Here is a 22961-nt window from a genome sequence, read left to right as displayed (position 1 = left end):
AACTTTTAGGTAGGTACTTAAGCGCTACATTTATTACAGGTTAATTAATACTCAATAAGAGCTGCTTAAAATATGACAATACAGTGATACATTTAACTTCTTGAATCTTTCACATGTGTACCGAGCTAGTGACGACTCTCAAAAGGCAAGCAACAAGAATTCTGGCAGAACTTCGGGAGTCCAAAGAACCAATCCTAATTACCGAGCAAGGTCAACCGTCTGCCTATCTACTGGATGTCAGCGACTATGAGTACATGGTAAGACGCATGGAAATTCTGGAGGGGATGTAAAGGGCTAGGAGTGAGACTCTTCCGTCAGACCCCGCAGATAACTAACCACATCCTCATTATCAACTCGCTGATAAATATCGCTATGTGTCGTCATCGCAGATTATCTGCAAATCAGGGTAGCGACAGACATTACTTACTGTGACATTTAACCATTGCCATCAATCATCTACCCAAGGGTTAATGATCAACGCTCCCGTCGGCTCAAAGTCTTTCACATTACGCGTAACAATGTGCAATCCTTGATGTAGCGCACAAGCAGCGATCAAACCATCTCCCGCAGGAATTTGCATACCACGGCGCTGTGCTTTTGCGGTGATTTCACCCCAAATCTGCGAAACCTCTTTATCCACGCTGACAATGTTCTCCTCGTAGTTATGCACTAAGCCATTCAACCACTGCAACAGTCCGCGCTTTCGGCTTCCTTCATCTAGCAAAGCAATGCCCTTGGCAATTTCTCCTATAGAGATGGCACTAACGAAAACATCTTTCTCGGGTAATCTCCGAACGAATTCACGGACAGATTCCGTGCAGTGGGGCTTTTGTAACTCAGAGAGTACGCAAGTATCCAGCAGCACTCTCATAGCTCGATATCTCGCATCGGCGATTTATCACGCGCTAAGTCAAGTCCTTCAAGCGAAGGGCCAGACATTAAGTAATCCACCAATGAAACCTGCTTACCCAGTAATTTCTGATACTCCTTTTCAGAGATCACAATCACGCTGTCATTGCGTCGAGTGATTCGTTGAGGTTCACTGAGTAACGCTCTTCGTACCACCTCACTAAATCGGTTTTTAGCTTCTGCTAACTGCCAGTCCATAGTTCACCTCACAAATAATCTAGACAATCTAGCTATATTGTAAAACAACTAACGTAAATTTGATATCTGACTTATGTGCCTACACCCTAAGTCAAGAAATCGTAAATCTCACTTATCTGAAGTTCAATACCGACGGAGTTAAGCGTTATGATGTCACCGCCGGAAAAGTACTCAGCACTCCAACTATTATCGCGTCGATGCAGTTCCACGGATGGTGAGTCCTGTGAGCATAATAGATATTCTTGCAAGCCGGGGATTTGCTGGTAAGCATGGAGCTTTTCAGTACGGTCTGTGCGCGCCGTACTGTTGGAAAGGACTTCGATTATCAGGCAAGGTGATTGGTTGTAGTATTGGTCATCCTCATTTTCGCAGCTCACCTGAATATCGGGATAGTAAAAGTAGCTCTCGCTTTGTGTGCTTATCCCAACTTTCATATCCGACTGGAATACTTCGCACGGACTATCTTCAAGGTGGTTAAACAGTTTATTGAAGAGTTTACCGCACAGTCGGTTATGGTTTCTGCTGGCACCCGCCATTGCATAGACTTTGCCATTGACGTATTCATAGCGCACACCATCAGGTCGGTCATTTTCACTCAACAGGTATTCAGAGGCCGTAATGTGATCGGATTGTGTTGCTGTACTCACAAGGTGACTCCTGATGAAATTTGTCTTCGTAAGTTATTGCATCGTAATCATATTAGCACACCGTAACCTTACATAGTCATCACGTGTTTTCGAAATAACGGATCGACTTGAACAGTTTCCAGAGTCATGTCGTCTCGTCGAAGAGGATCGATATGCTTCTCAAGAGCTTGAATATCCCCACAAAACCAGAAATTGATAAGCTTTAGGCCAGAGAAGCAGAACAGAGAATTGACGAGATTGATGATGGATCTGCGCAGTTAGTTGATGGTGGTGATGTTTCGTTTTCATCCTATCGCTGAAGAGGCCTGACAAGGCTTCCATAATCAGCTAGGAGTGAGATGCCTCCTGCAACTCCCGCAGATAACTAACCACATCCTCATTATTAACACGCTGATAAATATCCTGAACCGACACGGTGATACCGACGGACTCAAACGTTATATCTTGCCCAAGATAGTAATACTCTGGCTGCCAGTTAGCGCGCCGACGCTGGATTTCTATTTCCGCAACATCCTGCTCGATTAAGACATACTCTTGTACACTTTCTATTGCCAGATATTCAGCACGTTTCTCAGTTTTGTCGACTCTGCGAGTACTGCGTGACAGGACTTCCACGATAAGAACAGGATTCTCACGCACGTATTCATCTTCTGATGAATCGTCATCGCAGATTATCTGTAAATCAGGATATCGATAGCGATCCTTAGTTGTTTTGAGCAGCATATCCCCTGTTACGGGAAAGCATGGCTTATCGCGCAGTTGATTCCACAAAAGGCCGTTTAGATTACCCGTAAGCAGGTTATGCCAAAGACTAGCACCAGCCATTGCAAACACTTGTCCCTCAACGTACTCGTGCTTGATTTCACTCTCACGCTCACCCTCTAAAAAGTCAGCGACTAACAGGTGATCTGTTTTTGCATTTAGTGGTGGCATATGGCGCTCCATAGTCTTGATGTGCTAATTATAGCAAATTAACCAATCTGCTGTGCGCTATCCATTCGGCTATTTGAAGGTTCAACTCACAACCCAAGCTCTTTTCTACCCCTGAGGCATGCATCAGCAACCTCAACCTATTGTTTCAATCGGTTTATTATTCATGAGACTGAAGCAGAATATCACTCGTCGTTGTCTTCTCCTGCAAACCCCACTGATAACTAACCACATCCTCATTATCAATCCGCTGATAAATATCGACGACTGTTTAACGGCTAAATACATCTGTTATATCTATGCAAATCCAAAGTTCAGTTTGAAATTTACATAGATTCATTTACTCTTGATCACATGTATACACGTGATATCACTTCAGAGTATATCGAGAGCAGCCTTGAGTATCCGGTCGTTACGTTACTGGGGCCACGCCAGTCCGGCAAGACTACCCTTGCTCGCGAAACCTTTCCTGACAAACCTTACTTCCTTCTTGAAACACCCGATATTCGTCAAGCTGCGGAAGCTGACCCTAAAGGCTTTTTGTCACAGCTTCCTGATGGCGCAATTCTGGATGAAATTCAGCGCGTTCCTATATTGCTGTCATACATTCAGGGAATTGTGGATGAGTCCCAAAAGCCTGGAATGTTTATCCTAACGGGCAGCCACCAGCCAGACCTTCAGCAGGTGATTAATCAATCTCTGGCAGGTCGCACTGCAATGTTGACACTTCTGCCATTAGCGTTGTCTGAGCTGAAACAAACGGAAGTCACACTTGATGCCTATGACTGTATATGGCGCGGGTCATATCCACGTTTGCATCAGTTTGGTTTGAAGCCTGATCGTTTCTTTAATGGTTATTTGCAGACTTATGTCGAGCGAGATGTAAGGGCCATGATTAATTTGACTGACCTGAGTCGGTTTCAGCAGTTCTTGACATTAATGGCGGGGCGCGTCGGACAGGTTATCAATTATTCATCACTATCCAATGACATCGGTGTGTCATCCACGACGATTAAGAGTTGGATTAGCGTGTTGAAAGCATCTTACATTTTGTTTGAGCTACCGCCTTTTTTTGAGAACATCCGCAAGCGGGTAGTGAAGTCACCAAAGTTGTATTTTACCGATACGGGTTTAGCGACATTTTTATTGGGCATTCACAACGCGGATCAGGTGAGTCGCGATCCACTACGGGGTAATTTGTACGAGAATATGATTATTCTGGAGGTGCTCAAGTCGCTGTTAAATCAGGGAAAGCGGCCAGATCTATACTTTTATCGTGACTCAAATGGTAATGAAGTCGATCTACTGGTTCGAACTCATCAGGGCTTGCTACCTATTGAGATTAAATCTTCAGCAACATTTAACCCGCAGTTTCTGAAAGGGATTAAGCAGTTCCGACAAGCATCTCCGGCCTGTCTTGAGGATGCTTATGTTCTCTATAATGGCTCTGATCGGTTGCAGGTAGATAATGTAAAAGTTCGCAATATACTGGTGGATGCTTTAGAGGGGGTGTGAAGGGCTCCAGGAGTGAGATTCTTCCTGCAGCATACTCATGCTTAATTTCACTCTCGCGCTCACCCGCTAAATAGTCAGCGGCTAAAAGGTCACCTGTTTTTATATTTAGTGGTGGCATGCAGCGCTCCAAACACACAATTAAACCTCATCGACTCTGGCTAATACCGTCTTAATAACATTGGCCGATATTCTAAAATCAGACCGATGTAATACATCAAACGCTTCTCTGGCTGAGGCGATTAAGCCACGCTTTTTTGCCTCACCAATGATCGCAGCCGTTCCGATTACTGCAATACCCTTTTCTTTGGCAACAGCTCTTCCGGCCCGCTCATCCATTATTAACAGTACTGGCTCAGTTAATCCCATAGCAATGCTAATACAAGCACTTTCACCTTCATCAAGGTCTATATCAATTAAGGGATCAATTGGTTCAGGCCATAACTGAAGCCATCCTTTTTCCAAGGATAGCTCAATCGCTTGCTTTCCCTGAGCTGCACGTTTGGGTAGAACCTCACCCTTAACTGCATCAGGAATCCATACTGTTTCAAACAGTTCTGGCAACCACTTCAAACCATCGACAATGCTTAATCCAATCAGAGGACTAGCGTCTGAGACTATGATGCGAGCCATTCGTCAAGCGTATCCATATCTGATTCAACTTCTTCATCACTCTGACTAATTACAGGGATTCCTAACCTTGATATATGCGTAATGAAGCCAGCCAAGGTCATACTTGCCAACTTAGCTGCACGTGCTAACGAGAGATCTCCATCCTTAAAGAGAGCGGTCGCAAGTGCTGTACGAACTCCGGGCATATCCAATGCTTTCATCTGATTTACACCAATCATAAGCGCATCCGGCTCATCGCGATTCATAACCAGAACCATATCTTCCTTGGCACTTCTCAGGGCTTCACTGGGATTATTTTTTAATCCACTAACATTAACTGTTATCATTCCTATTCCTTATGGGAAGAATACATAGGAACATTATAGGTGATACTGCTAACTATTGCCATTACCTATAGCCTCAGCCGTCTCAGTGATGATGTATCTATTATATCCGGTACATTGGCTGGCTTCTGTGTCCCATGTTTGACCGAGGGCACAGCGCTTCCAGATCAACCCCGTTTTGGTGTCCAGCGCTTCGCCATCGCTTAGTTGGAAGCGACTTTCAGGAGCGGTTTCTGCCAGATTACTATTACAGACTTGTTGCGCGTGACCGGTAGTAATACTCAGGGCTGCAAGTACCGCGAGACTGCTTGTGTATAAAAACTTCATGTCATTGTGGATATTAGGACATTACTTTAGGTTGACGTCGGCTTCACAACGGGGTGATTATGAATGGTATCGGGTGGGTGATCAGGGGTATGTAGAGCAGTATCGCAGAAATCGGTTATTTTCAGTCATTTCAGCACTATTTCAGAGACTCAACTGCAATCTCTGAAATAGTTATCCACTTATTCACTAAGTTATCCACAATTGATGGATGATTCATCCACAGGGGTCAGAAACTTGCATCCTCTGCTTCAAGAATTGCCAGACTAATGTGCCGGCCAAATTCATTTTCAAAACCCGGCCAGTCTTTATAGTCACCGAATTGTTCTGCGAGTGTCGACTTTACTTCGTGAGCTTCCAGTTCATCCTCAACGGCTGCTTCGGCTGCAGCGTAGATGGCGCTGAGGTATTGTTTGAATGACTCCAGTACTTCTTTTCCGTCGGAAGGCCCATGTCCGGGGATCACGACCTCAATGTCATAGTCCAGTGCTGCTTCTATGATGTCGATATTGCCGCGAAAGCTTCCGTCATTCATGCGAGCGATGCGTTTACTCATGACGTTATCGCCTGTCAGTAATACTTTGTCTTCAACGATGACAAACATGGCGTCGGATTTGGAGTGCGCCCATTCACTAAGATACGCTCTAACGGTGATGTTGTCGATTTTTACTTCTTGTTCGTCACTGAGCGCGACCTCGGGAATAACGGCTTCGGTGCCTTTGCTAGCGCCGTTGGTGAGTTGTTCCATCAGACTTACCCATTGATACGCTGCACCGCCTTTGGCCAGTTCGATCATAATGGGATGCGCGTAGAATTTGGCATCCGGATAGGCGTTTTTGATCGCATGATTTCCCAACCAATGGTCACCATGGACATGTGTGATAAAGACGTGTGTGACGGGGTTATTGGTTTGCTCTTTTATGCGTTGCAATACGCCTTCGCCAGTAGCTTTGGTGGCGCCAGGGTCAAACACAATCACACTGTTATCGGTCACGGTAAACGCGGGGTTGTTCATGAACCCAAGATTTTCCGGGTTGGGTGATTCTGTCGGGCCGTGGATCACCCATGTGTTATCGCTGATTTTTTTAGCTTCGTAACCATCCAGTGGTTTTCTGTCAGCGGCATGACCGATTATTACTGCACCCAATAGCAACATGGCTATCGGCAAAAGTTGGCGATAAGTCATTATATTCCTCCTAAGTGTGGCGATTGCCGCCAATAAGGATGAAGCTGTAGGGGAACCCCACCCTTATTGTGTTGCGGCATCTGCTTATTAGGCTACCACTACAGGATGAATTGACAATGTCTAAAAATGGGTGGATGTATTGTGATATCTGATGATGTCTCAATTATTCCTCCGGTAAAAATCCACCGGACTGACGCTCCCAAAGTTGTGCATATAAGCCGCCCTTGGCTAACAACTCCTGATGAGTGCCCTGCTCCAGAATGGTTCCGGCATCCATCACGACCAATCTATCCATCGCCGCGATGGTGGATAAGCGGTGAGCAATCGCAATCACGGTTTTGCCTTCCATCAGCTGGGTAAGCTGGCTTTGAATGGCTTGCTCTACTTCAGAGTCCAGCGCAGAGGTGGCCTCATCAAGCACCAGTATCGGCGCGTTTTTAAGAATCACTCGTGCAATGGCTATCCGCTGGCGCTGACCACCTGAGAGTTTCACACCACGCTCACCCACCAGTGCGTCGTAACCACGATTACCGTGAGGATCAACCAGCTTCGGTAAGAATTGATCAACCTCTGCCAGCTTGGCCGCGCGCATCACTTCCTCATCCGTTGCGTCGGGTTTACCGTAGCGGATATTGTCACGCACGGTGCGATGCAGCAGCGAGGTGTCCTGTGTCACCATAGCGATATTGGCGCGCAGACTTTGCTGGGTACACTCTGCAATATTTTGCCCATCAATCAATATTCGGCCTGAATGTACGTCATAGAAACGCAGCAGCAGATTGACCAGTGTTGATTTACCTGCACCAGAGCGCCCGACTAAGCCGACTTTTTCACCCGGTTTTATCTTGAGCTGTACCTGCTCGATCACCTGATTGTCATCACTATAGCGGAAGCTCATGTTTTCAAACTCGATTACACCTTGGCTCAGCTGTAGTGTTTTTGCCGCTTTTGCATCGAGAATTTCATTGGGCTTGGAGATCGTAGAAATACCATTTTGCACGGTACCGAACTGTTCAAACAGCGAGGTAATCGAGCGCAAAATCCAACCTGACATTTGGTTCACGCGCATGATCAGGGCATTGGCTATGGCGATCGTGCCAACACTGACTTCGTCCTGCTGCCACAGGATAATTGAGATAATCGCAGTACCGACGACCAGAGCTGTGTTGAGCATCGTCAGCGCGACGGTCATATTAAAGATGGATTCCATCAAGTTGCGAAACGCCTCGGTATGCCTGCGCATGAATTTACCGGCATAGGCATCTTCCTGATCATTGGTAGCAAACAGTTTCACCGACTGGATATTGGTGTAGCCATCCACGATCTGTCCCAATAATTGCGAGTTAGCCTCTGATAGTTTTGATGAACGACCACGCACCGATGGCACCATGAAGATGATCACCAACGCATAGCCACACAGCCACAGCACCACAGGGGCCAGCAAACGCCAGTCCATGTCAACAAACAACCAAACGATGCCAACCAGATAGACCACCAGCAACCAAAGCCCGTCGATGACATTAATCACGGCCTCGCGTGCTGAGTTACCGGTTTGCATGACTTTTTGGGCAACACGACCGGCAAAGTCATTCTGGAAATAGGACAGGCTTTGGCGCAGTACGTAACGGTGGTTGTGCCAGCGAATGCGATTTCCTAAGCCGACGACCAGAGAAAAACTGATCAGCCCCCGCGAGGCGAGTAGTGATAAGGGACGGATAATGACGGCTACCACAAACATCATGATTAAAGCGGTTTGATGCTCCTGAAAGAAGCCTTCGCGATTGCCATCGCCCATCCAGTCCACGATGTCGCCGAGGTACACATACAGCAATAACTCTGAGACAGTGGCGATTCCAGACAATGCTAATGTTGCCAATAATAAGCCACGTATCGGGTCGAGGTAGTAACGGAAAAACCGGTACACCGTGGTGGGCGGCTGGCTCGTATCATCGATGCCCATCGGGTCGATAAACTTTGAAAAATATGATTTAAGCATAGGGTCGTTTTAGCACTTTGTGAGGGAGATAGCTATTTAATTGAAGTTGACTACTGGGTAATCAATTCGATGATACATTAAACATTTTTATATAGATCATGTTCAAAATACATGCTATTTTTCAAAGGAGTGGCGCAAAGCAAGGGGAGGATATGTCATACAAAGTGACCACAAAAAGTGGAAAGATTTATCATGCCGCTTCGATAGAACACAAACCAGGGTTTCTTGAAATGCACTGCTGGGATGGAGAGCACAGGATACCTGCTGGTGAAGTTACATACATCAAATCTACCGAGGTAGATGAGTGGTTTCATGTAATCATGCCAGCTTGCTTATTTGTTTTTTTCTTCGTGTTTGTCTTCCTGGTCTTAATTTAAACGGTGCATCGAAAAACACGACACCGTGGCCTAATCACTCACGTTCGCCCTTGCGCCAATCCCATGGCGTGATGGGCTTCCGCTCTTGCCACAGTCCCCTCTTATTATCCTCAGCCTGTTCCTGTGCTTCGGCATATTTCACCCGATCATACGCGGATTGTTCTTTTTGATAGTACTTATAGTGCCAGGCTAAACCAGCTTCAACTAACTGATAATTCACGTCTTGATCATTAATGCGCACGACGCCGACCAAGCGGCGGTACTTATCTTTTTTGTACCAACCGACACAGACCGTTTTGCCAAATATTTTATCGGATAAGAACTGTTTCGCAGCTTTGCCATAGGGCTGATTACGCTCCGGTGCATCAATACCAGACAAACGAATTTTGTGTTGCACCTTGTCATCATCCAACACGGTAATGCTATCGCCATCCGCGAGTTTGACGACTTTACCTTGTAAATTGCACTGTTCCTGATGGTCGCGATAACCATTGTAGAACTGCAGCACAACCGCCAGAACGGTCAGCGCCAATACGACCCCGACATACTTTACAAACTTCACGCCCCTGCTTCCTTGCGTTTGCCCAGCACAGAGCCTTTTAGGTTGGCCAACACCAGACCAATTGCAACCAGCAACATGCCGATGTAGTGAAAACTTTGTAGTTGCTCGCCTAAGATGACGGTGGCGATGGTCAGTCCAAAGGCCGGGATCAGGTGAATAAATTGACCTGTTCGATTGGCACCCAAGCGGCTGGCCGCGTTATTCCAGAAAAGAAAGGCCAGCAAAGAGGCGAATATCGATACGTAAGTGACGCCGGCAATAGCGGTGGCGCTGCTTGGCATCGGTCGTCCGTTGAGCGTTTCGATGAGATAAAAGGGGAAGATAATCACTAATCCAAACATCATCGAGTACCCCAAAAACGGCAAGCCTTTTAAGGCTACCGGGAGCTTTCTGAGTAGTACGGTGTAAACAGACCAGCTAATGACAGCGCCTAAAATCCACATATCACCAATATTAAAATCCAGCGACAGCAGTACGCTGATATCACCGCGCACTAAAATCACACCGGCACCAAATAATGACACTAATACCCCGAACCATTGCTGGCCATTGGCTTTATCACCGAATATGAGCGTGGACAGGAGAATGATAATGATGGGCGAGACGGATTGCATCAACACTCCGTTAGTGGCGGTAGTGGTTTGCAAACCAAGGTAAACAAAGCTGTTAAACATGGCCACGCCAAGTAATGAGAACACCAAAATGAGTCCGATGTGTTGCTTCATGAGTTGCCAGTGTTGCTTCATCGGTCGGTAGGCAAACGGCAATAAAATCGCAAATGCCACGACCCAACGCCAAAATGATAAACCCAGCGGCGGCACTTCGGCTGATATAGCCCGCCCTACGTTAAAGTTGCCCGCCCAAAACAGTGTCGTGAGCACTAAGAGTAAATACGGGGACGCTTTATCGAGTAGTGATGGTTGCATTCTGGCGAGTCACTTTTAAAGATTTGGGTAAGCGATAGTAGTACTAATTTTTACCGAATGCGATGGCTCGTTGACCAGTGTCATCAAATCTTTACTTGCAAGCTTTTCTGGAATTGTTATAGTCGGGGGCATGAACACATTAAACACACAGCGATTTATGAAGCCAGTCAAGCAATCTGCCCTTAGCGGGACAGGTTACTTTTGGCTGGGCTATTTTTACGTACCACACGGATAGATCGCTCTGAATTTAATGTAGGCGGTCGTGAACTGCCTAAGAAAGCCCCGATAGGTAGTTTACTTATCGGGGCTTTTTTTGACTTATAGGAAATGAAAAATGAATAACAATACACCTTTGGAGGACCTGAATGTGCTGAGCGAAGAGCGTCTGATGACACCGGCAGAGCTAAAGAAAATGGTTCCTCTGTCTGAGACAGGTATGGAAACGGTCGCGAATGGTCGACGCACGATTAAGAATATTTTGGAGCGTACTGATCCACGTTTATTTCTGGTAGTGGGCCCTTGTTCGATCCATGATACTGAGGCAGCGATTGACTACGCTAAGCGTTTGAAAGTGTTAGCCGAGGAAGTGTCTGACACGCTGTACCTGGTCATGCGCGTTTACTTCGAAAAGCCACGCACTACAGTCGGCTGGAAAGGTTTGATCAACGATCCGCATCTGAATAATTCATTCAATATTTCTGAAGGTTTGACCACAGGTCGTAAGCTGCTGACTGAGCTTGCTGATATGGGCATTCCAACCTCAACTGAAGCATTGGATCCGGTATCACCGCAGTACTTACAAGACTTGATTAGCTGGAGCGCGATTGGTGCGCGTACCACGGAATCACAGACTCACCGTGAAATGGCATCGGGCTTATCATCAGCGATTGGCTTCAAGAACGGCACCGACGGTGGTTTAGGTGTTGCTTTAAATGCACTGCACTCTGTGTCCACACCACATCGCTTCCTCGGTATTAACCACGAAGGTGAGGTATCGGTGATTCATACGCGCGGTAATAAGCATGCACACATTGTATTGCGCGGTGGAAATAAGGGCAGCAACTACGACGCTCAGAGCGTTGCAGAGTGTGAAGCGGCCTTAGAAAAAGCCGGTCATGAAGCGAATATTATGATTGATTGTTCCCATGCGAACTCTGATAAAGACCACAACCGTCAGCGCAATGTGATGCAAGATGTTGCCCGGCAGATTGTCGATGGCAACGACTCTATTATTGGCTTCATGGTAGAAAGTAATATTGGCGAGGGTAATCAGAAGTTGACGGATAATCCGGCTGACTTGAAGTATGGCGTGTCCATTACCGATGCTTGTGTTGATTGGGAAACCACTGAAGCGATGGTGCGTGAGTTACGTGATCAGGTGAAGGAGATTTTGCCGCAGCGTAAGACGCAGCAGGAAAAACGCAAGGTTGCCTGAGTAGCGGATTACTTGCTGATTTAAGTGTGCGCACTTCTGCGTTTATAGAGATAACGTCCACTCCGGTTGGTGGACGTTATCGCTTAGTTGTACTAGCTTAGACTTAGTCGACGTTAAACGTAACAACGCTCCAGTTAGTTCTGCCTAGTGCATCTTCAAACACATACCACACTCTGTCCTGACCACTAAAGCCACTCGGAGGGTAGTATGACATTGCACCAGATTTTGACAGTATATAAGTACCACCAAGCTCAGAGTAACCACCCTCACCGACAAACTGAAGCTCACTGCCGCTGTCATTATCAAGTGGATAATAGCTAGTGGTAAATAAATTACCACCTCTTACATATTGAAGGTTATCTGGTGATCCAGTTGGATAATCACCGGATTTATCAGCTTCGGTCACAGTAACCGTGACCTTCGCGGCATTTTTAAACCCATCCGGATCAGAGCCACCAACCACGTACCAAAAGGTATCGGTACCGACAAAGTCTTGCGGTGGAGTATACGTCAGATAAGGTGAAAAACGATTGGCGAAGCCTTCTAACATGGTGACTTTTCCGCCCTTCTCAGACCAGTCATTAAACTCAACAATACGACTAAACTGATCGTTATCATTCTTCATGACATTGATGCGAATCGTCTTATTTTTCTGAACGGTGGTGTCATCGTTACCGGGTAGTAAAGGCACTGCATCCTCAGATCTTACTGTAACCGTCGCCTTGGCTGCATTGGTACGACCTTGCTCATCTTCGAATACGTACCAAAACTCATCTTCACCAGTAAATCCGGCAGGTGCTGTGTAGTAAATGTATCTCTTTCTGAGTTCAAATTGTGATCTGATCTCTGCTCTGCCACCTTTTAAAGTCCAGCTGTTAGTCTTGACTAAACGAAGGTTCTCACCAATATCATTATCCAATACAAAGAAACTATGCGATTGGTTTGCCAACGCTTTGTAGTGATCTTGAACACCTACTGGATAGTCCGCCATCGCTGCGCCTGAAAGGCTGAGTAAGCTTACCGCTACGAATTTTTTCGTTAATATTTTTATCATTTAACGTCCCGCCTAATTATCGATTTTCACTCAAGTCATGGAGTTTGAGACTGATTAGATGAGAGACGGGGCTACAAAGACATGTAGGTGATGACTGTTGGTTAGTAAAAACAGATGAGCCGCACTATTTCACCGTCGTGGCGAGACTGCATAGTGGCTTAGTATTCACTAAATAGCTTGCCGACTCCCTGAGCTGAATCATTGATGCCTGCTAGTCTTAACATGTGCCAGGCCATTGCCTGATTACTGCTAATTACCGGCACATCTAATTTGGCTTCGGCTTGCTCTATCACATTCGCGACTCGTAAATTAGTGCAGGAAACAAAGACCGCATCACAGGGTAATTGCTGCCCGAGCTTGATAATCGCTGCCAGAATCGACGCCTCGGTCATACGCGCAACAACACTATCTGATGACTCGTTAAAGGTGCCGGCACTGACGATATCAAAGCCACCCTCGGTCAAAGTATTGCGAAGACTTGAAGAAACCTCCGCTATATAAGGTGAAACAAAGGCAACTCGCTGAGCGCCTAATTTGCTCAGGGCAGCTTTTGTCGCGGTGATTGGGTTGGTGACTTTTGCCGTTGGACGCACGGATTGTACCAAGGCTTCGACAGCCGACTCACCGATAACTGATGCGGCAGATGTACAGCCATAGCCAATCACATCAAACTCGACTGCCGCTGGTAATAAACTCACTGATCTGGCGATGTCATCTTGCATGCCGCTTAATGTTTCAGGCGTGACTTCGGCACCGGAAGGGATTCTGGAATGATACAGAGCAACACCATCAACAGCAGTTAATTGACGAAATTCCGGCTCGATGGTTTCGTCGGTTTGTAGCACTATGAGCCCCAGATTTGCTCGCGTACCAACGCCTCGGTCAAGGTCAAATTCCAGATCAATCATTGAATCATCCGCCTGCATAAGACCTCCCAGCATTTAAAGTTTAACGGCACTAAACAAGAAGCGGTTTACACAGAAAAAGTATTCACCTGCTGCCGCTTTTGAGTCGATATCAGCCAACCACTGATTAGCCTCATCTTGTGTGACTTTATTCGATTTAACTGCTACATCAGCAGTCCAGGCTAAGCTTCCGGCAGAAAAATTAGCGGGGCTGTTACTGGTGTTGATGATTGGGATGGCATCCACTTTTATCGCGCCAAAACCTGCCGCTTTTAACATGGGAATAAGTCTGGCAGGCAAGTTTGCGTTTGGGACGTACTCATCAAATGCATTAAAAATACGGTCTGTTAGCGACGAATGCGCACTGTTGAGCACAAGGCCACGCCAGTCTGTTTCAATCAACGCGAGTCGCCCGCCGGGCTTTAAGACACGAGCGAGTTCGGCAATAGCGCTTTCCACCTCTGGCACATAGAGTAAGACTTGGGTACAGCTGGCAGCATCGAAACTGACGTCATCAAACGGTAATGACTCCGCACTGCCCTGACGCAAGGTGACCTGAGGCAATGTATCGCAACGTTGCGCGGCGACATCCAACATGTCCTGACTAAAATCTACGCCCGCTAAGTGACCGGATTCACCGACGACAGCGGCCATTTCATTGACTAGAAAGCCAGTGCCACAGCCTATGTCAATGACGTGTTCACCTACGTTGAGTGCTAGTGATTTGAGTGTTTCCAGACGTTGTCGGGCGATGTCTGGTGTGTTGTAGCTACGTTCGATGGCTTGGGTGGCGGATTTGTCGTAGTTGATCATGGCGGATTCCCGAATCAGTGCTCTGGTATGAAATAAACATACAGCATGTATCCACAGATATCCAAGCCAGCGAATATCATCAACGATTACTTGCCCTTTATATCGCTACTATCTTAAGGTTGCTTCACACCTGCAACTCTTAGTGCGCCGGTATCAAAGCTATAAACAGCCTCAAGTGATTCTCCCCACTGTTTGGCAGTTTGCTTGGCTTTATTAATGATTAAGACATCCGGGAAATCGGGTAGCTTTAGTTTACAGCCATCGCTTGTAGATGACTCATACTCAGCACGAAAATCATTCAAAGCAACCCAAATGGCTTGTGGGTTTTCAAATATGATATTCGGCTCACCCAATAAGTCATTGATCAGTTTAACAATATCATCCCTACTGGCTTGATACTTTTTACCACTCAGTGTCCAGATCGTTTCAACAAGCACCACATCCGTTACTAACACACGCTCATTAGCGGTTAGTAATTGAGAGGCCTGAGGTGACTGCAACTCATCATCCTGCAGTACATGCCGCAGTAATACATTCGTATCAATGGCGATCATTAATAGCATCCGCCATTGATTCTTGGTCAGTCATATCGGAGCGTGCTTTCAGATAACTCAGGCTACCCTTGCTGCTGCCTATAACCTTTTTGATAACGGTGATTTTGCCAAGATACTCAAAGATTTCGACGTAATCACCCGGCGTAATCCCTGTCTTATCGCAGAGCTCTTTTGGCAGAGTCACTTGCCGTTTGGCGCTTACTTTATGCATTTTGATTTACCCGCTAATGGTTTTACTATATCCGAATAGTAAAACCATAGACACGCCAACGCAAGTAGGAGAACTTACTCTGCGCCAGCACTAGGCACAAACAACTGCTTGCCATTAATCTTAAAGTCACCAATCATTTTCTGACCATCTTCAGACACCATCCAATCAATCAAAGCCTGCGCACCATCCTTATTAATATCGGCATATCGCTCCTGGCTCACCGCGATAATGCCATAAGGATTAAATAGCGTTTCGTCGCCCTCCAGCACAATTTGCAGCGGTGATTTACTCTCATACGCCAGCCATGTGCCGCGGTCTGTCATGGTATAACCTTCAAGCTCTCCGGCGATTTGCAGCACTTTACCCATACCTTGACCGGCTTCACGATACCACTGACCGTCAGGTTTAATTTCTGTACCGGCCCACAAGCTTTTCTCTTTTTTGTGCGTACCGGAGTCGTCGCCACGCGACACAAAAATCGCTTCTTTACTGGCAATATTTTTTAGCGCATCTACGGCGGTTTTCGTGTCTTTAACAGACGCCGGATCTGCTGTTGGACCAACCAATACAAAGTCGTTATACATCACGCCATAACGTTTTTCGCCGTAACCACCTTCAACAAACTTTTCCTCAGCGGTCCGGGCGTGTACCAGTACCACATCCACATCACCATCGCGCCCCATTTTGAGTGCTTTACCCGTACCAACCGCAACGACCTGAACCTCATAACCCGTTGCTTCCTGAAACGTCGGTAAAATCGCTTTTAACAAACCTGAGTTATCCGTACTCGTGGTGGTTGCCAACTTTAACAGTGGCTTAGCAGGGCTAGGCGTATCGGCCTGTGCCGTCATGATTAGCGACGTTGACAGTAAAATAGCTGATAAAAGTTTTTTCATGTGACTTCCCTCTCAGTTTGAATGGAGCTTAAGGTACAGCAAGTACAATGCCAAGACTCAATAAACTATAAAAAACAGAGTCATAACAACAATGATTAATGTCCGAATATTTAATAGTGGCCTAAATTGTCTCGTTTAGCGGCCAAACATGTGAGACAATTTGACCATGAAATCTATATTAATCATCGATGACGAGCCGGGCATCCTCTCCTTTTTGCAACGAGGCCTTGGCAAATACGCAGGTATGCTGGAAACAGCAGGCGACCTGAATATGGCGAATGAGTTAATCAGTCGCTGCCACTTCGATCTAATCGTTTCTGATATTCGGTTGCCGGATGGTTCGGGTGTGGAATGGTTAAGTAAAATCAGAGAAGACGGCAATCAAACGCCGGTGATCTTTATGACGGCCTATGCTGATTTGGCCACTGCCATTGAGGCACTGCGTGTTGGTGCGGTGGACTTCCTGATGAAGCCATTTCGTTTGGAGCAAATTCAGTCATCGGTGGACCGCTGTTTACACTACGAACAATTGCGTCGTGAGAATTATGTCTTTCGCCGTCAGGTTGAGCAGGATTTTGATGTCAACAATATGATTGGCGAGAGTCAGGAGCTGGTCAATATTTGCCAAATCATTAAACATGTCGCACCGATGCCCTCGACAGTGCTAATTGAAGGCGAGTCCGGAACCGGTAAAGAGCTGGCGGCACGTGCTGTGCATAACCTGAGCCAACGCACCGGTAATTTTGTCTCTATTAACTGTGGGGCGATGAGTGCGGAATTACTGGAAAGTGAATTATTTGGCCATGTGAAAGGCGCGTTTACCGGTGCGCATCAGGCGCGTGAGGGCTTATTCACCTTTGCCAAAGAGGGCACGCTGTTCTTAGATGAAATCGGTGAAATGCCGATGACCATGCAGGTGCATTTACTACGGGTTCTGGAGGAACATAGCATCCGTCCGGTTGGCTCTAATATTGAGACCAAAGTTGATGTGCGGATACTGGCAGCGACTAACCGTAATCTGGCTAATGCCGTCAAAGAGGGAAAGTTTCGTGAGGACCTCTATTACCGCCTCAATGTACTAAGCATCCGCATGCCACCGCTGCGCAAACGTCGTGGCGATCTTGCTTTGTTGGGTCACCACTTTGCCGAAAAGTTGTCGGTGGAGCTGGGAGTGGCTAAACCAGTGCTGAGTAAAACGGAACTGCAGCGGCTGTCTGAATATCACTGGCCGGGCAATGTCCGTGAGTTAAAAAATGTCATCGAAAGGTCGTTATTATTAGGTGTGCTACCTAGTCAATGTATTGCTGGATTTGTGTCGCAAACGGATCAGCAAAGCGACCCCATAGAGGAGGAAGATGCTTTATTACTGGAGCAAGTCGAGAAAAAGCACATCCTAAAAGTATTGGCTATGGAAGACGGTAACAAGTCCGCAGCCTCTCGCGTTCTCGGTGTTTCACGTAAAACAATGGAGCGCAAACTAAAAGCCTGGGGTTTGTTTGAGTAAGCACTCACCAGCCGGTCAATGATATGAAACTACCACGCCAGCTCCATCCCAAATACTACTGGAACAAGCTACAGCGCAATGTGCGTTATAAATTACTGCTGCTGGTATTGATCCCGATTGTGCTGGTGATTCCGCTAGCTGTGGGTGGTGCAATTTACTGGGGGCATAACCTAACGTATGACCAGCTCTACATTAAGGTTAATACTGACCTGAGTGTGTCTAATAATGCCTTTCAGCGACTGCAAGTTGATTACCAACACCGTCTGGAGCGCTTCGCAGAATCCTATGTGTTTCGTGAGGCATGGACTAAACATAATAAGGCGAGCATTCACAGCCAGGTTGATCAGCTAAAAAAGGACGCTGGTTTTTCTTATCTGAATTTTCATGAGGCATTTCGCTATATCGGGAATAATCAAACGCCCCTAATTGACCTCGGACGACCTTCTAAACTTCAGCAGCAAGCGTTAAATGGTCAGGCAGTGACAGGGATTGAGATTTTTAATCAAGACGAGCTTAAAGCCATCAGCGAATCATTAGCCAGACAGGTCTACCTCCCTCTGATTGAAACACAATACGCCACACCCACAGAGCGTAAAGTGGAAGACCGTGGCATGATGATTCGCACCCTCTATCCGGTCAAAGATAAGGACGGCAAAGTCTGGGCCATTCTGGATGCAGGTATCCTGCTCAATGGCGACTTTACGCTGGTGGATACCATTCGCGACTTGGTCTATGGGCCAGGAAGCCTGCCTGAGGACAGTTTAGGTACGGTCACATTATTTCTGGATGATGTACGTATTTCGACAAATGTACCACTGCGTCGTGGCGAGAGAGCACTGGGAACGCGCGTCTCTGAGGTGGTTCGACATCAGGTGTTGGATCAGGGAGAGAACTGGGTTGATCGCGCGTTTGTGGTAAACGATTGGTACATCTCGGGCTATACCCCGATACATGATGTGGATGGAAAGCGGGTCGGCATCCTGTACGCAGGTTATCTTGAAACACCCTTTCGCAATAGCTTGTGGCAGGCTATTTTTGCGCTAATCGCGTTGTTGGTTATCCTGCTCGCGCTGTCCATGCTGTTGTCTTTTCAAAGTGCCAAATCTATCTTTAGCCCGCTGGAACGACTCAATCGCGTCATCCGTCAGGTCAGACGCGGACATCATGCACGGGTTGGAAAAGTCAAATCACGGGATGAAATTGGTGAGCTTGCCCGTGAATTTGACTCATTGCTGGATCTGCTTCAACAACGCAATCAGGAGGTAAACAGCTGGGCGAATGAGCTGGAAAGCAAGGTTGAGCGGCGTACAGCAGAGTTAAGTCGCCGAAACGAAGAGCTTAGCCATACTATTAAAATACTCAGTCAGACCCGACGCAAATTAGTAGTTGCCGAAAAGCTGGCAGCACTTGGGGAACTGACCGCTGGTGTGGCGCATGAAATCAATAACCCTGCAGCAGTAATTCTTGGCAATATGGATATGCTCAGCGCGGTGCTGGGCGAGGATGCCAAGCCTGTTCAGCAGGAGATTAATCTGGTGATTGAGCAGATTTACCGGATACAAGAGATTCTCAATAACCTGTTACAGTATGCACGCCCCGGTACCTATTCGGCGCACTTAGAAACCGTTGATACTAATGAGGTGGTCAAGCAAACCTTCCAGTTGGTTGAACATTTACGTAAGCAGAAGCAATTTACGCTAGAGGCGAATTACACAGCGACCCAGCCCATTGAAATTAATGCGCATGAGCTACAGCAGGTGCTGGTTAATTTGATTCGAAATGCGGTGCAAGCCATTCCGGATCACAACGGTAGCATTACCATCAGTACACGTGATTGGCTGGAAAAAGGCGTGATGATTGACGTGAAGGATAATGGTGCGGGCATTCCTGATGAGAAGATTGATAAGATTTTTAATCCGTTTTTCACAACAAAACAACAAGTTGGCAGTGAAGGCACGGGTCTTGGTTTATCGCTGAGTTACAGCTTGATTCACCGTTATGGTGGAAATATTACGGCGACGTCGAGACCCGGTGAAGGTGCGACTTTTACCATTTGGTTATTGCTAAAGCCGAAGATGATTGAAGATGAGCAGGAGCTGATTGAGCAGTTATTTGAGATTGAGCAGTTGCAGGATGCACCGCCGAAGATTATTTAGGTCATAAGCTGCTAGACTACACCTATGACACTTAACAAAAAAACCACCTTTTATAGCTTCGCTTTCCTATGTATCGCCATCGGTTTATATCCACTGATGTACTTTATGTTCGATCGGGAATTTGGCCTGCTGGACAGTAAGAGTACTGAGCTTCTGTCAGACTTATCATGGAATGTCGGGTTTTATACTCACATCATTCTCGGTGGTTTTTCACTGCTGATTGGTTGGTCGCAGTTTAGTCCTCAACTGCGCCGTCGCAATCTGAACTTACACCGATTGATTGGTAAGTTGTATGTTGTGGCTGCAATCATCAGTGGTACCGCTAGTATCTATATCGCCCTGTATGCAACTGGTGGGCTGGTATCCATTATTGGCTTTATGAGCCTGGGTGTTTTGTGGGTGTTCACGACAGTGCGGGCTTACCTTCATATTAGAAAGCGCGAAGTTCAGAAGCATCAAATCATGATGATTTATAGCTTTTCTCTTTGCTTTGCGGCGGTGATGCTGCGTTTATGGTTGCCGATCTTGATAGGTATTTTTGGTGACTTTGAATCGGCATATAGAGTAGTTGCGTGGTTGTGTTGGGTGCCGAATCTGTTGTTTGCGTTTGTTTTGACGAGTCGCCTGACAGCAGATTAAGAATCAGTTTTAGCGGTTTGCAGCTCGCCTATGAGTACCCCAAATAGCCGGCCTATCTTCACAAATCTGCTTATCTATACCTGCGATATGGGAACAAGCTAAACCCAAGATTATCTTTTATACTGCCTCGCAATATATCCCAATTGATAACAAATCAGGTGCACGATGGAACAGATTGAACAGCGATGGATTTCCGGATTTTGGCGACGTCTGGGCGCTTTATTCATTGATAGTTTAATTCTGGGATTACTTGGTTTTCTATTGGGTCTGGTGTTTGAAAGCACTTTTGTCGAGATGGGACAGTGGGGCCGGATAGTCGGTTTTGTTATTTCTGTTGCCTACTTCGGACTCATGAATAGCGCCTTATTTAACGGGCAAACGCTCGGTAAAAAGCTACTCAAAATCCGTGTCGTGGATGCGTCGAACAACTCAATCAGCCTGATAAAATCACTGATCCGCTATGTGATTTTAGGCACTCCTTTCTTCCTCAATGCGCTGCAATTTACAGGTGACAACTCACCGACGTTCCTGATTTATCCGATCTATATCATCGTGTTTGGTGGGCTACTCGCTATCCCCTATTTGTACTGTTTTAACACCATGACGCGGCAGTCTTTGCATGACCTAATCGTCGGCAGTTATGTGGTCAATGCCGATGCAAAAAAACAGGAAACGGGCGCTGTCTGGAAAGGACATCCTTACATTGTCGGATTGTTGCTTCTGATTTCAGCAAGTATCCCGTTTGTGTATGGCACCTTGCAAAAAGACGTAGCGTTTGAAGAACTGATTACTGCAGAGGATTTACAAACGGCAAGGCTTAGCCTCATGGAAAACCCAGCGGTTCGTGATGCTTTTATTAAGGTGATTGGTTTCACTGGTTTTAACGAAGCGGGTGAATCAGAGAGGTCTAACTTTCTGTCAGCAGGCGTCTTCCTTCGCAGTGATGAGACAGCTGATGAAGCGATGGCTAAGGACTTCGCGAAGATAGTGTTATCAACGTATCCGGAAGCCGAACAAAACAGTCAAATCAGGCTGCTAATGACTTATGGCTATGATATCGGGATATTCTCACGCTGGCACAACAGGCAATATTCCTTCAGTAAACAAGCGCTGGAGTAAACATGGCTGAGCCATTTAAGAACTGGATAAATCGCGGAATCATTGAAGGCATGGCTGGCCACTTTGATAAGCACTACGCGGATTTTGATGCCTCTGGTTTTATTAATGATGCAGCGGATGGCCTGGAACTTCTGGAGCTAAAACAACGCACAGACCGCATCACCGATACCATGATCACGTACTTTCCTGATGACTTTGAACAGGCCGGAGCGATCCTGTTTGCCAGTCTCGGTACACCACTTCAAGACGACCTGTCTGCAGGAAAAATTGATTCCAACGGTATTGCCGGATGGGCGATTATCTCGATGGCGCATTACGTAGCTTTGCAAGGCCATGACCATTTAGATCTTTCGATGACGCTTCTCAAAGAGATGACTAAGCGCTCAACCGCTGAGTTTGCGATTCGCTATTTTCTGCTAAATGATTCCGATAAAACACTGCCTTATTTAAGAGACTGGGCACTGGATGATGATCAGCATGTCAGGCGTTTGGCTTCTGAGGGAAGCAGGCCGCGATTACCTTGGGGGATGCGTTTACCAGTGTTTGTTGACGACCCTGCTGCGGTGATTGAGTTGTTGGAAATGCTGAAAGACGACGACTCGCAATATGTGCGTCGTTCGGTGGCGAATAACCTCAATGATATTGCTAAAGATCATCCGGAATGGGTGGCTGATATCGCCGGGCAATGGTTGACTGATGCCGGCAAAGAGCGAGTAAAACTGGTGCGTCATGCTTGTCGAACGCTGATTAAAAATGGCCACCCAAAAACCTTAGCAGCCTTTGGCTATAAACCGGCAAAGATACAACAAGCGACGATTGAAATTTCTACGCCACAGGTTATTTTTGGTGAGGCATTGGAGTGTACGTTTTCAATAGACTCAGCATCTGGTGAAGCGCAGCCGCTACTGATTGACTATGTCATTCATCATCAAAAAGCCAATGGTGCGACCTCGCCCAAAGTGTTTAAGTGGAAGACTGCAAACTTAGCGGCGAATAAGACGCTGAATATCTCTAAGAAACATCCGATGAAGAAGATAACGACTCGCCAATATTACGCTGGGGAGCACAGCCTTGAGATTATGGTGAATGGGGTTTCTATGGGGAAAGCAGACTTTGAATTGCTGATGTAGGTAGTCGACCCTGAAAAACCAT

At 46.5% G+C, this 22961-nt stretch carries 25 protein-coding genes; 8 read left to right on the top strand and 17 right to left on the bottom strand.

The features are described from left to right. Window positions 1–113 precede the first annotated feature (113 nt). Window positions 114–290, top strand: a complete 177-nt coding sequence (locus tag DKW60_RS15735; RefSeq protein ID WP_109838618.1) for a type II toxin-antitoxin system Phd/YefM family antitoxin — start codon at window positions 114–116, stop codon at window positions 288–290. A 158-nt stretch (window positions 291–448) separates the two neighbouring features. On the opposite strand, the gene DKW60_RS15730 is transcribed toward DKW60_RS15735, so the two are convergent. The 4 genes from DKW60_RS15730 to DKW60_RS15715 form a co-directional block, all read right to left on the bottom strand. Then, window positions 449–871 (bottom strand): type II toxin-antitoxin system VapC family toxin, encoded by a 423-nt coding sequence (locus DKW60_RS15730; RefSeq protein WP_109838617.1) that lies wholly within the window; start codon window positions 869–871, stop codon window positions 449–451. After that, complete coding sequence (locus DKW60_RS15725; RefSeq protein WP_109838616.1) at window positions 868–1107, bottom strand: type II toxin-antitoxin system Phd/YefM family antitoxin; 240 nt, start codon at window positions 1105–1107, stop codon at window positions 868–870. The genes DKW60_RS15730 and DKW60_RS15725 overlap by 4 nt, the downstream gene beginning before the upstream one ends. 86 nt (window positions 1108–1193) lie before the next feature. Further along, on the bottom strand, window positions 1194–1754 hold the full coding sequence (locus tag DKW60_RS15720; RefSeq protein ID WP_109838615.1) for a Uma2 family endonuclease: 561 nt from the start codon (window positions 1752–1754) through the stop codon (window positions 1194–1196). A 327-nt stretch (window positions 1755–2081) separates the two neighbouring features. Continuing rightward, window positions 2082–2687 (bottom strand): Uma2 family endonuclease, encoded by a 606-nt coding sequence (locus DKW60_RS15715; RefSeq protein WP_109838614.1) that lies wholly within the window; start codon window positions 2685–2687, stop codon window positions 2082–2084. 351 nt (window positions 2688–3038) lie between these two features. On the opposite strand from DKW60_RS15715, the gene DKW60_RS15710 reads away from it, so the two are divergent. Then, window positions 3039–4199, top strand: a complete 1161-nt coding sequence (locus DKW60_RS15710; RefSeq protein ID WP_109838613.1) for an ATP-binding protein — start codon at window positions 3039–3041, stop codon at window positions 4197–4199. A 138-nt stretch (window positions 4200–4337) separates the two neighbouring features. Here DKW60_RS15710 and DKW60_RS15705 read toward each other — a convergent pair whose 3' ends face one another. The 7 genes from DKW60_RS15705 to DKW60_RS15670 form a co-directional block, all read right to left on the bottom strand. Then, window positions 4338–4829 carry a PIN domain-containing protein gene (locus DKW60_RS15705; RefSeq protein ID WP_109838612.1) on the bottom strand — a complete coding sequence of 164 codons (492 nt, stop codon included), beginning with the start codon at window positions 4827–4829 and terminating at the stop codon, window positions 4338–4340. After that, window positions 4814–5155: a UPF0175 family protein gene (locus DKW60_RS15700; protein ID WP_109838611.1), complete on the bottom strand. Its 342-nt coding sequence runs from the start codon at window positions 5153–5155 to the stop codon at window positions 4814–4816. The genes DKW60_RS15705 and DKW60_RS15700 overlap by 16 nt, the downstream gene beginning before the upstream one ends. A 48-nt stretch (window positions 5156–5203) precedes the next feature. Beyond that, window positions 5204–5479, bottom strand: a complete 276-nt coding sequence (locus DKW60_RS15695; RefSeq protein ID WP_109838610.1) for an Lcl C-terminal domain-containing protein — start codon at window positions 5477–5479, stop codon at window positions 5204–5206. Window positions 5480–5705: 226 nt separating this feature from the next. Further along, window positions 5706–6662, bottom strand: coding sequence for an MBL fold metallo-hydrolase (locus tag DKW60_RS15690; protein WP_109838609.1), 957 nt, complete (start codon window positions 6660–6662; stop codon window positions 5706–5708). A gap of 163 nt (window positions 6663–6825) precedes the next feature. Beyond that, window positions 6826–8658, bottom strand: a complete 1833-nt coding sequence (locus tag DKW60_RS15685; RefSeq protein ID WP_109838608.1) for an ABC transporter ATP-binding protein — start codon at window positions 8656–8658, stop codon at window positions 6826–6828. Between the two features lie 411 nt (window positions 8659–9069). Then, complete coding sequence (locus tag DKW60_RS15675; protein WP_219988785.1) at window positions 9070–9597, bottom strand: thermonuclease family protein; 528 nt, start codon at window positions 9595–9597, stop codon at window positions 9070–9072. Next, window positions 9594–10523 (bottom strand): DMT family transporter, encoded by a 930-nt coding sequence (locus tag DKW60_RS15670; protein ID WP_109838606.1) that lies wholly within the window; start codon window positions 10521–10523, stop codon window positions 9594–9596. The genes DKW60_RS15675 and DKW60_RS15670 overlap by 4 nt, the downstream gene beginning before the upstream one ends. Window positions 10524–10857: 334 nt before the next feature. Here DKW60_RS15670 and DKW60_RS15665 point away from each other — a divergent pair, with 334 nt between their 5' ends. After that, on the top strand, window positions 10858–11958 hold the full coding sequence (locus DKW60_RS15665; RefSeq protein WP_109838605.1) for a 3-deoxy-7-phosphoheptulonate synthase: 1101 nt from the start codon (window positions 10858–10860) through the stop codon (window positions 11956–11958). Between the two features lie 103 nt (window positions 11959–12061). Here the strand turns inward: DKW60_RS15665 and DKW60_RS15660 are convergent, their stop codons facing one another. From DKW60_RS15660 to DKW60_RS15635, 6 genes are all read right to left on the bottom strand, one after another. Further along, the gene (locus DKW60_RS15660; protein ID WP_109838604.1) at window positions 12062–13012 is read right to left on the bottom strand and encodes an Ig-like domain-containing protein; all 951 of its coding nucleotides are present in this window, start codon (window positions 13010–13012) and stop codon (window positions 12062–12064) included. Between the two features lie 158 nt (window positions 13013–13170). After that, on the bottom strand, window positions 13171–13938 hold the full coding sequence (locus DKW60_RS15655; protein ID WP_219988784.1) for a maleate cis-trans isomerase family protein: 768 nt from the start codon (window positions 13936–13938) through the stop codon (window positions 13171–13173). Between the two features lie 15 nt (window positions 13939–13953). Then, on the bottom strand, window positions 13954–14730 hold the full coding sequence (locus tag DKW60_RS15650) for a methyltransferase domain-containing protein (RefSeq protein ID WP_109838602.1): 777 nt from the start codon (window positions 14728–14730) through the stop codon (window positions 13954–13956). A 113-nt stretch (window positions 14731–14843) separates the two neighbouring features. Beyond that, window positions 14844–15284, bottom strand: coding sequence for a type II toxin-antitoxin system VapC family toxin (locus DKW60_RS15645; protein ID WP_109838601.1), 441 nt, complete (start codon window positions 15282–15284; stop codon window positions 14844–14846). Beyond that, a complete protein-coding gene (locus DKW60_RS15640; protein ID WP_109838600.1) occupies window positions 15271–15495 on the bottom strand; it encodes an AbrB/MazE/SpoVT family DNA-binding domain-containing protein in 225 nt (74 codons plus the stop codon). The genes DKW60_RS15645 and DKW60_RS15640 overlap by 14 nt, the downstream gene beginning before the upstream one ends. A 74-nt stretch (window positions 15496–15569) precedes the next feature. Continuing rightward, window positions 15570–16391 carry an ABC transporter substrate-binding protein gene (locus DKW60_RS15635; protein WP_109838599.1) on the bottom strand — a complete coding sequence of 274 codons (822 nt, stop codon included), beginning with the start codon at window positions 16389–16391 and terminating at the stop codon, window positions 15570–15572. A gap of 166 nt (window positions 16392–16557) precedes the next feature. Here DKW60_RS15635 and DKW60_RS15630 point away from each other — a divergent pair, with 166 nt between their 5' ends. The 5 genes from DKW60_RS15630 to DKW60_RS15610 all read left to right on the top strand — a co-directional run bounded on the left by DKW60_RS15630 (window position 16558) and on the right by DKW60_RS15610 (window position 22939). Continuing rightward, window positions 16558–17895 (top strand): sigma-54-dependent transcriptional regulator, encoded by a 1338-nt coding sequence (locus tag DKW60_RS15630; RefSeq protein WP_109838598.1) that lies wholly within the window; start codon window positions 16558–16560, stop codon window positions 17893–17895. A gap of 23 nt (window positions 17896–17918) precedes the next feature. Beyond that, on the top strand, window positions 17919–20051 hold the full coding sequence (locus DKW60_RS15625; protein WP_109838597.1) for a sensor histidine kinase: 2133 nt from the start codon (window positions 17919–17921) through the stop codon (window positions 20049–20051). Window positions 20052–20075: 24 nt separating this feature from the next. Continuing rightward, window positions 20076–20690, top strand: coding sequence for a DUF2306 domain-containing protein (locus DKW60_RS15620; RefSeq protein WP_109838596.1), 615 nt, complete (start codon window positions 20076–20078; stop codon window positions 20688–20690). 165 nt (window positions 20691–20855) lie between these two features. Then, on the top strand, window positions 20856–21809 hold the full coding sequence (locus DKW60_RS15615) for an RDD family protein (RefSeq protein WP_109838595.1): 954 nt from the start codon (window positions 20856–20858) through the stop codon (window positions 21807–21809). A 2-nt stretch (window positions 21810–21811) separates the two neighbouring features. After that, the gene (locus DKW60_RS15610; RefSeq protein ID WP_109838594.1) at window positions 21812–22939 is read left to right on the top strand and encodes a DNA alkylation repair protein; all 1128 of its coding nucleotides are present in this window, start codon (window positions 21812–21814) and stop codon (window positions 22937–22939) included. Window positions 22940–22961 lie beyond the last annotated feature (22 nt).

The organism is Leucothrix pacifica, assembly GCF_003172875.1.
GTDB lineage: Bacteria > Pseudomonadota > Gammaproteobacteria > Thiotrichales > Thiotrichaceae > Leucothrix > Leucothrix pacifica.
This window is presented reverse-complemented; position numbering and strand designations above follow the sequence as displayed.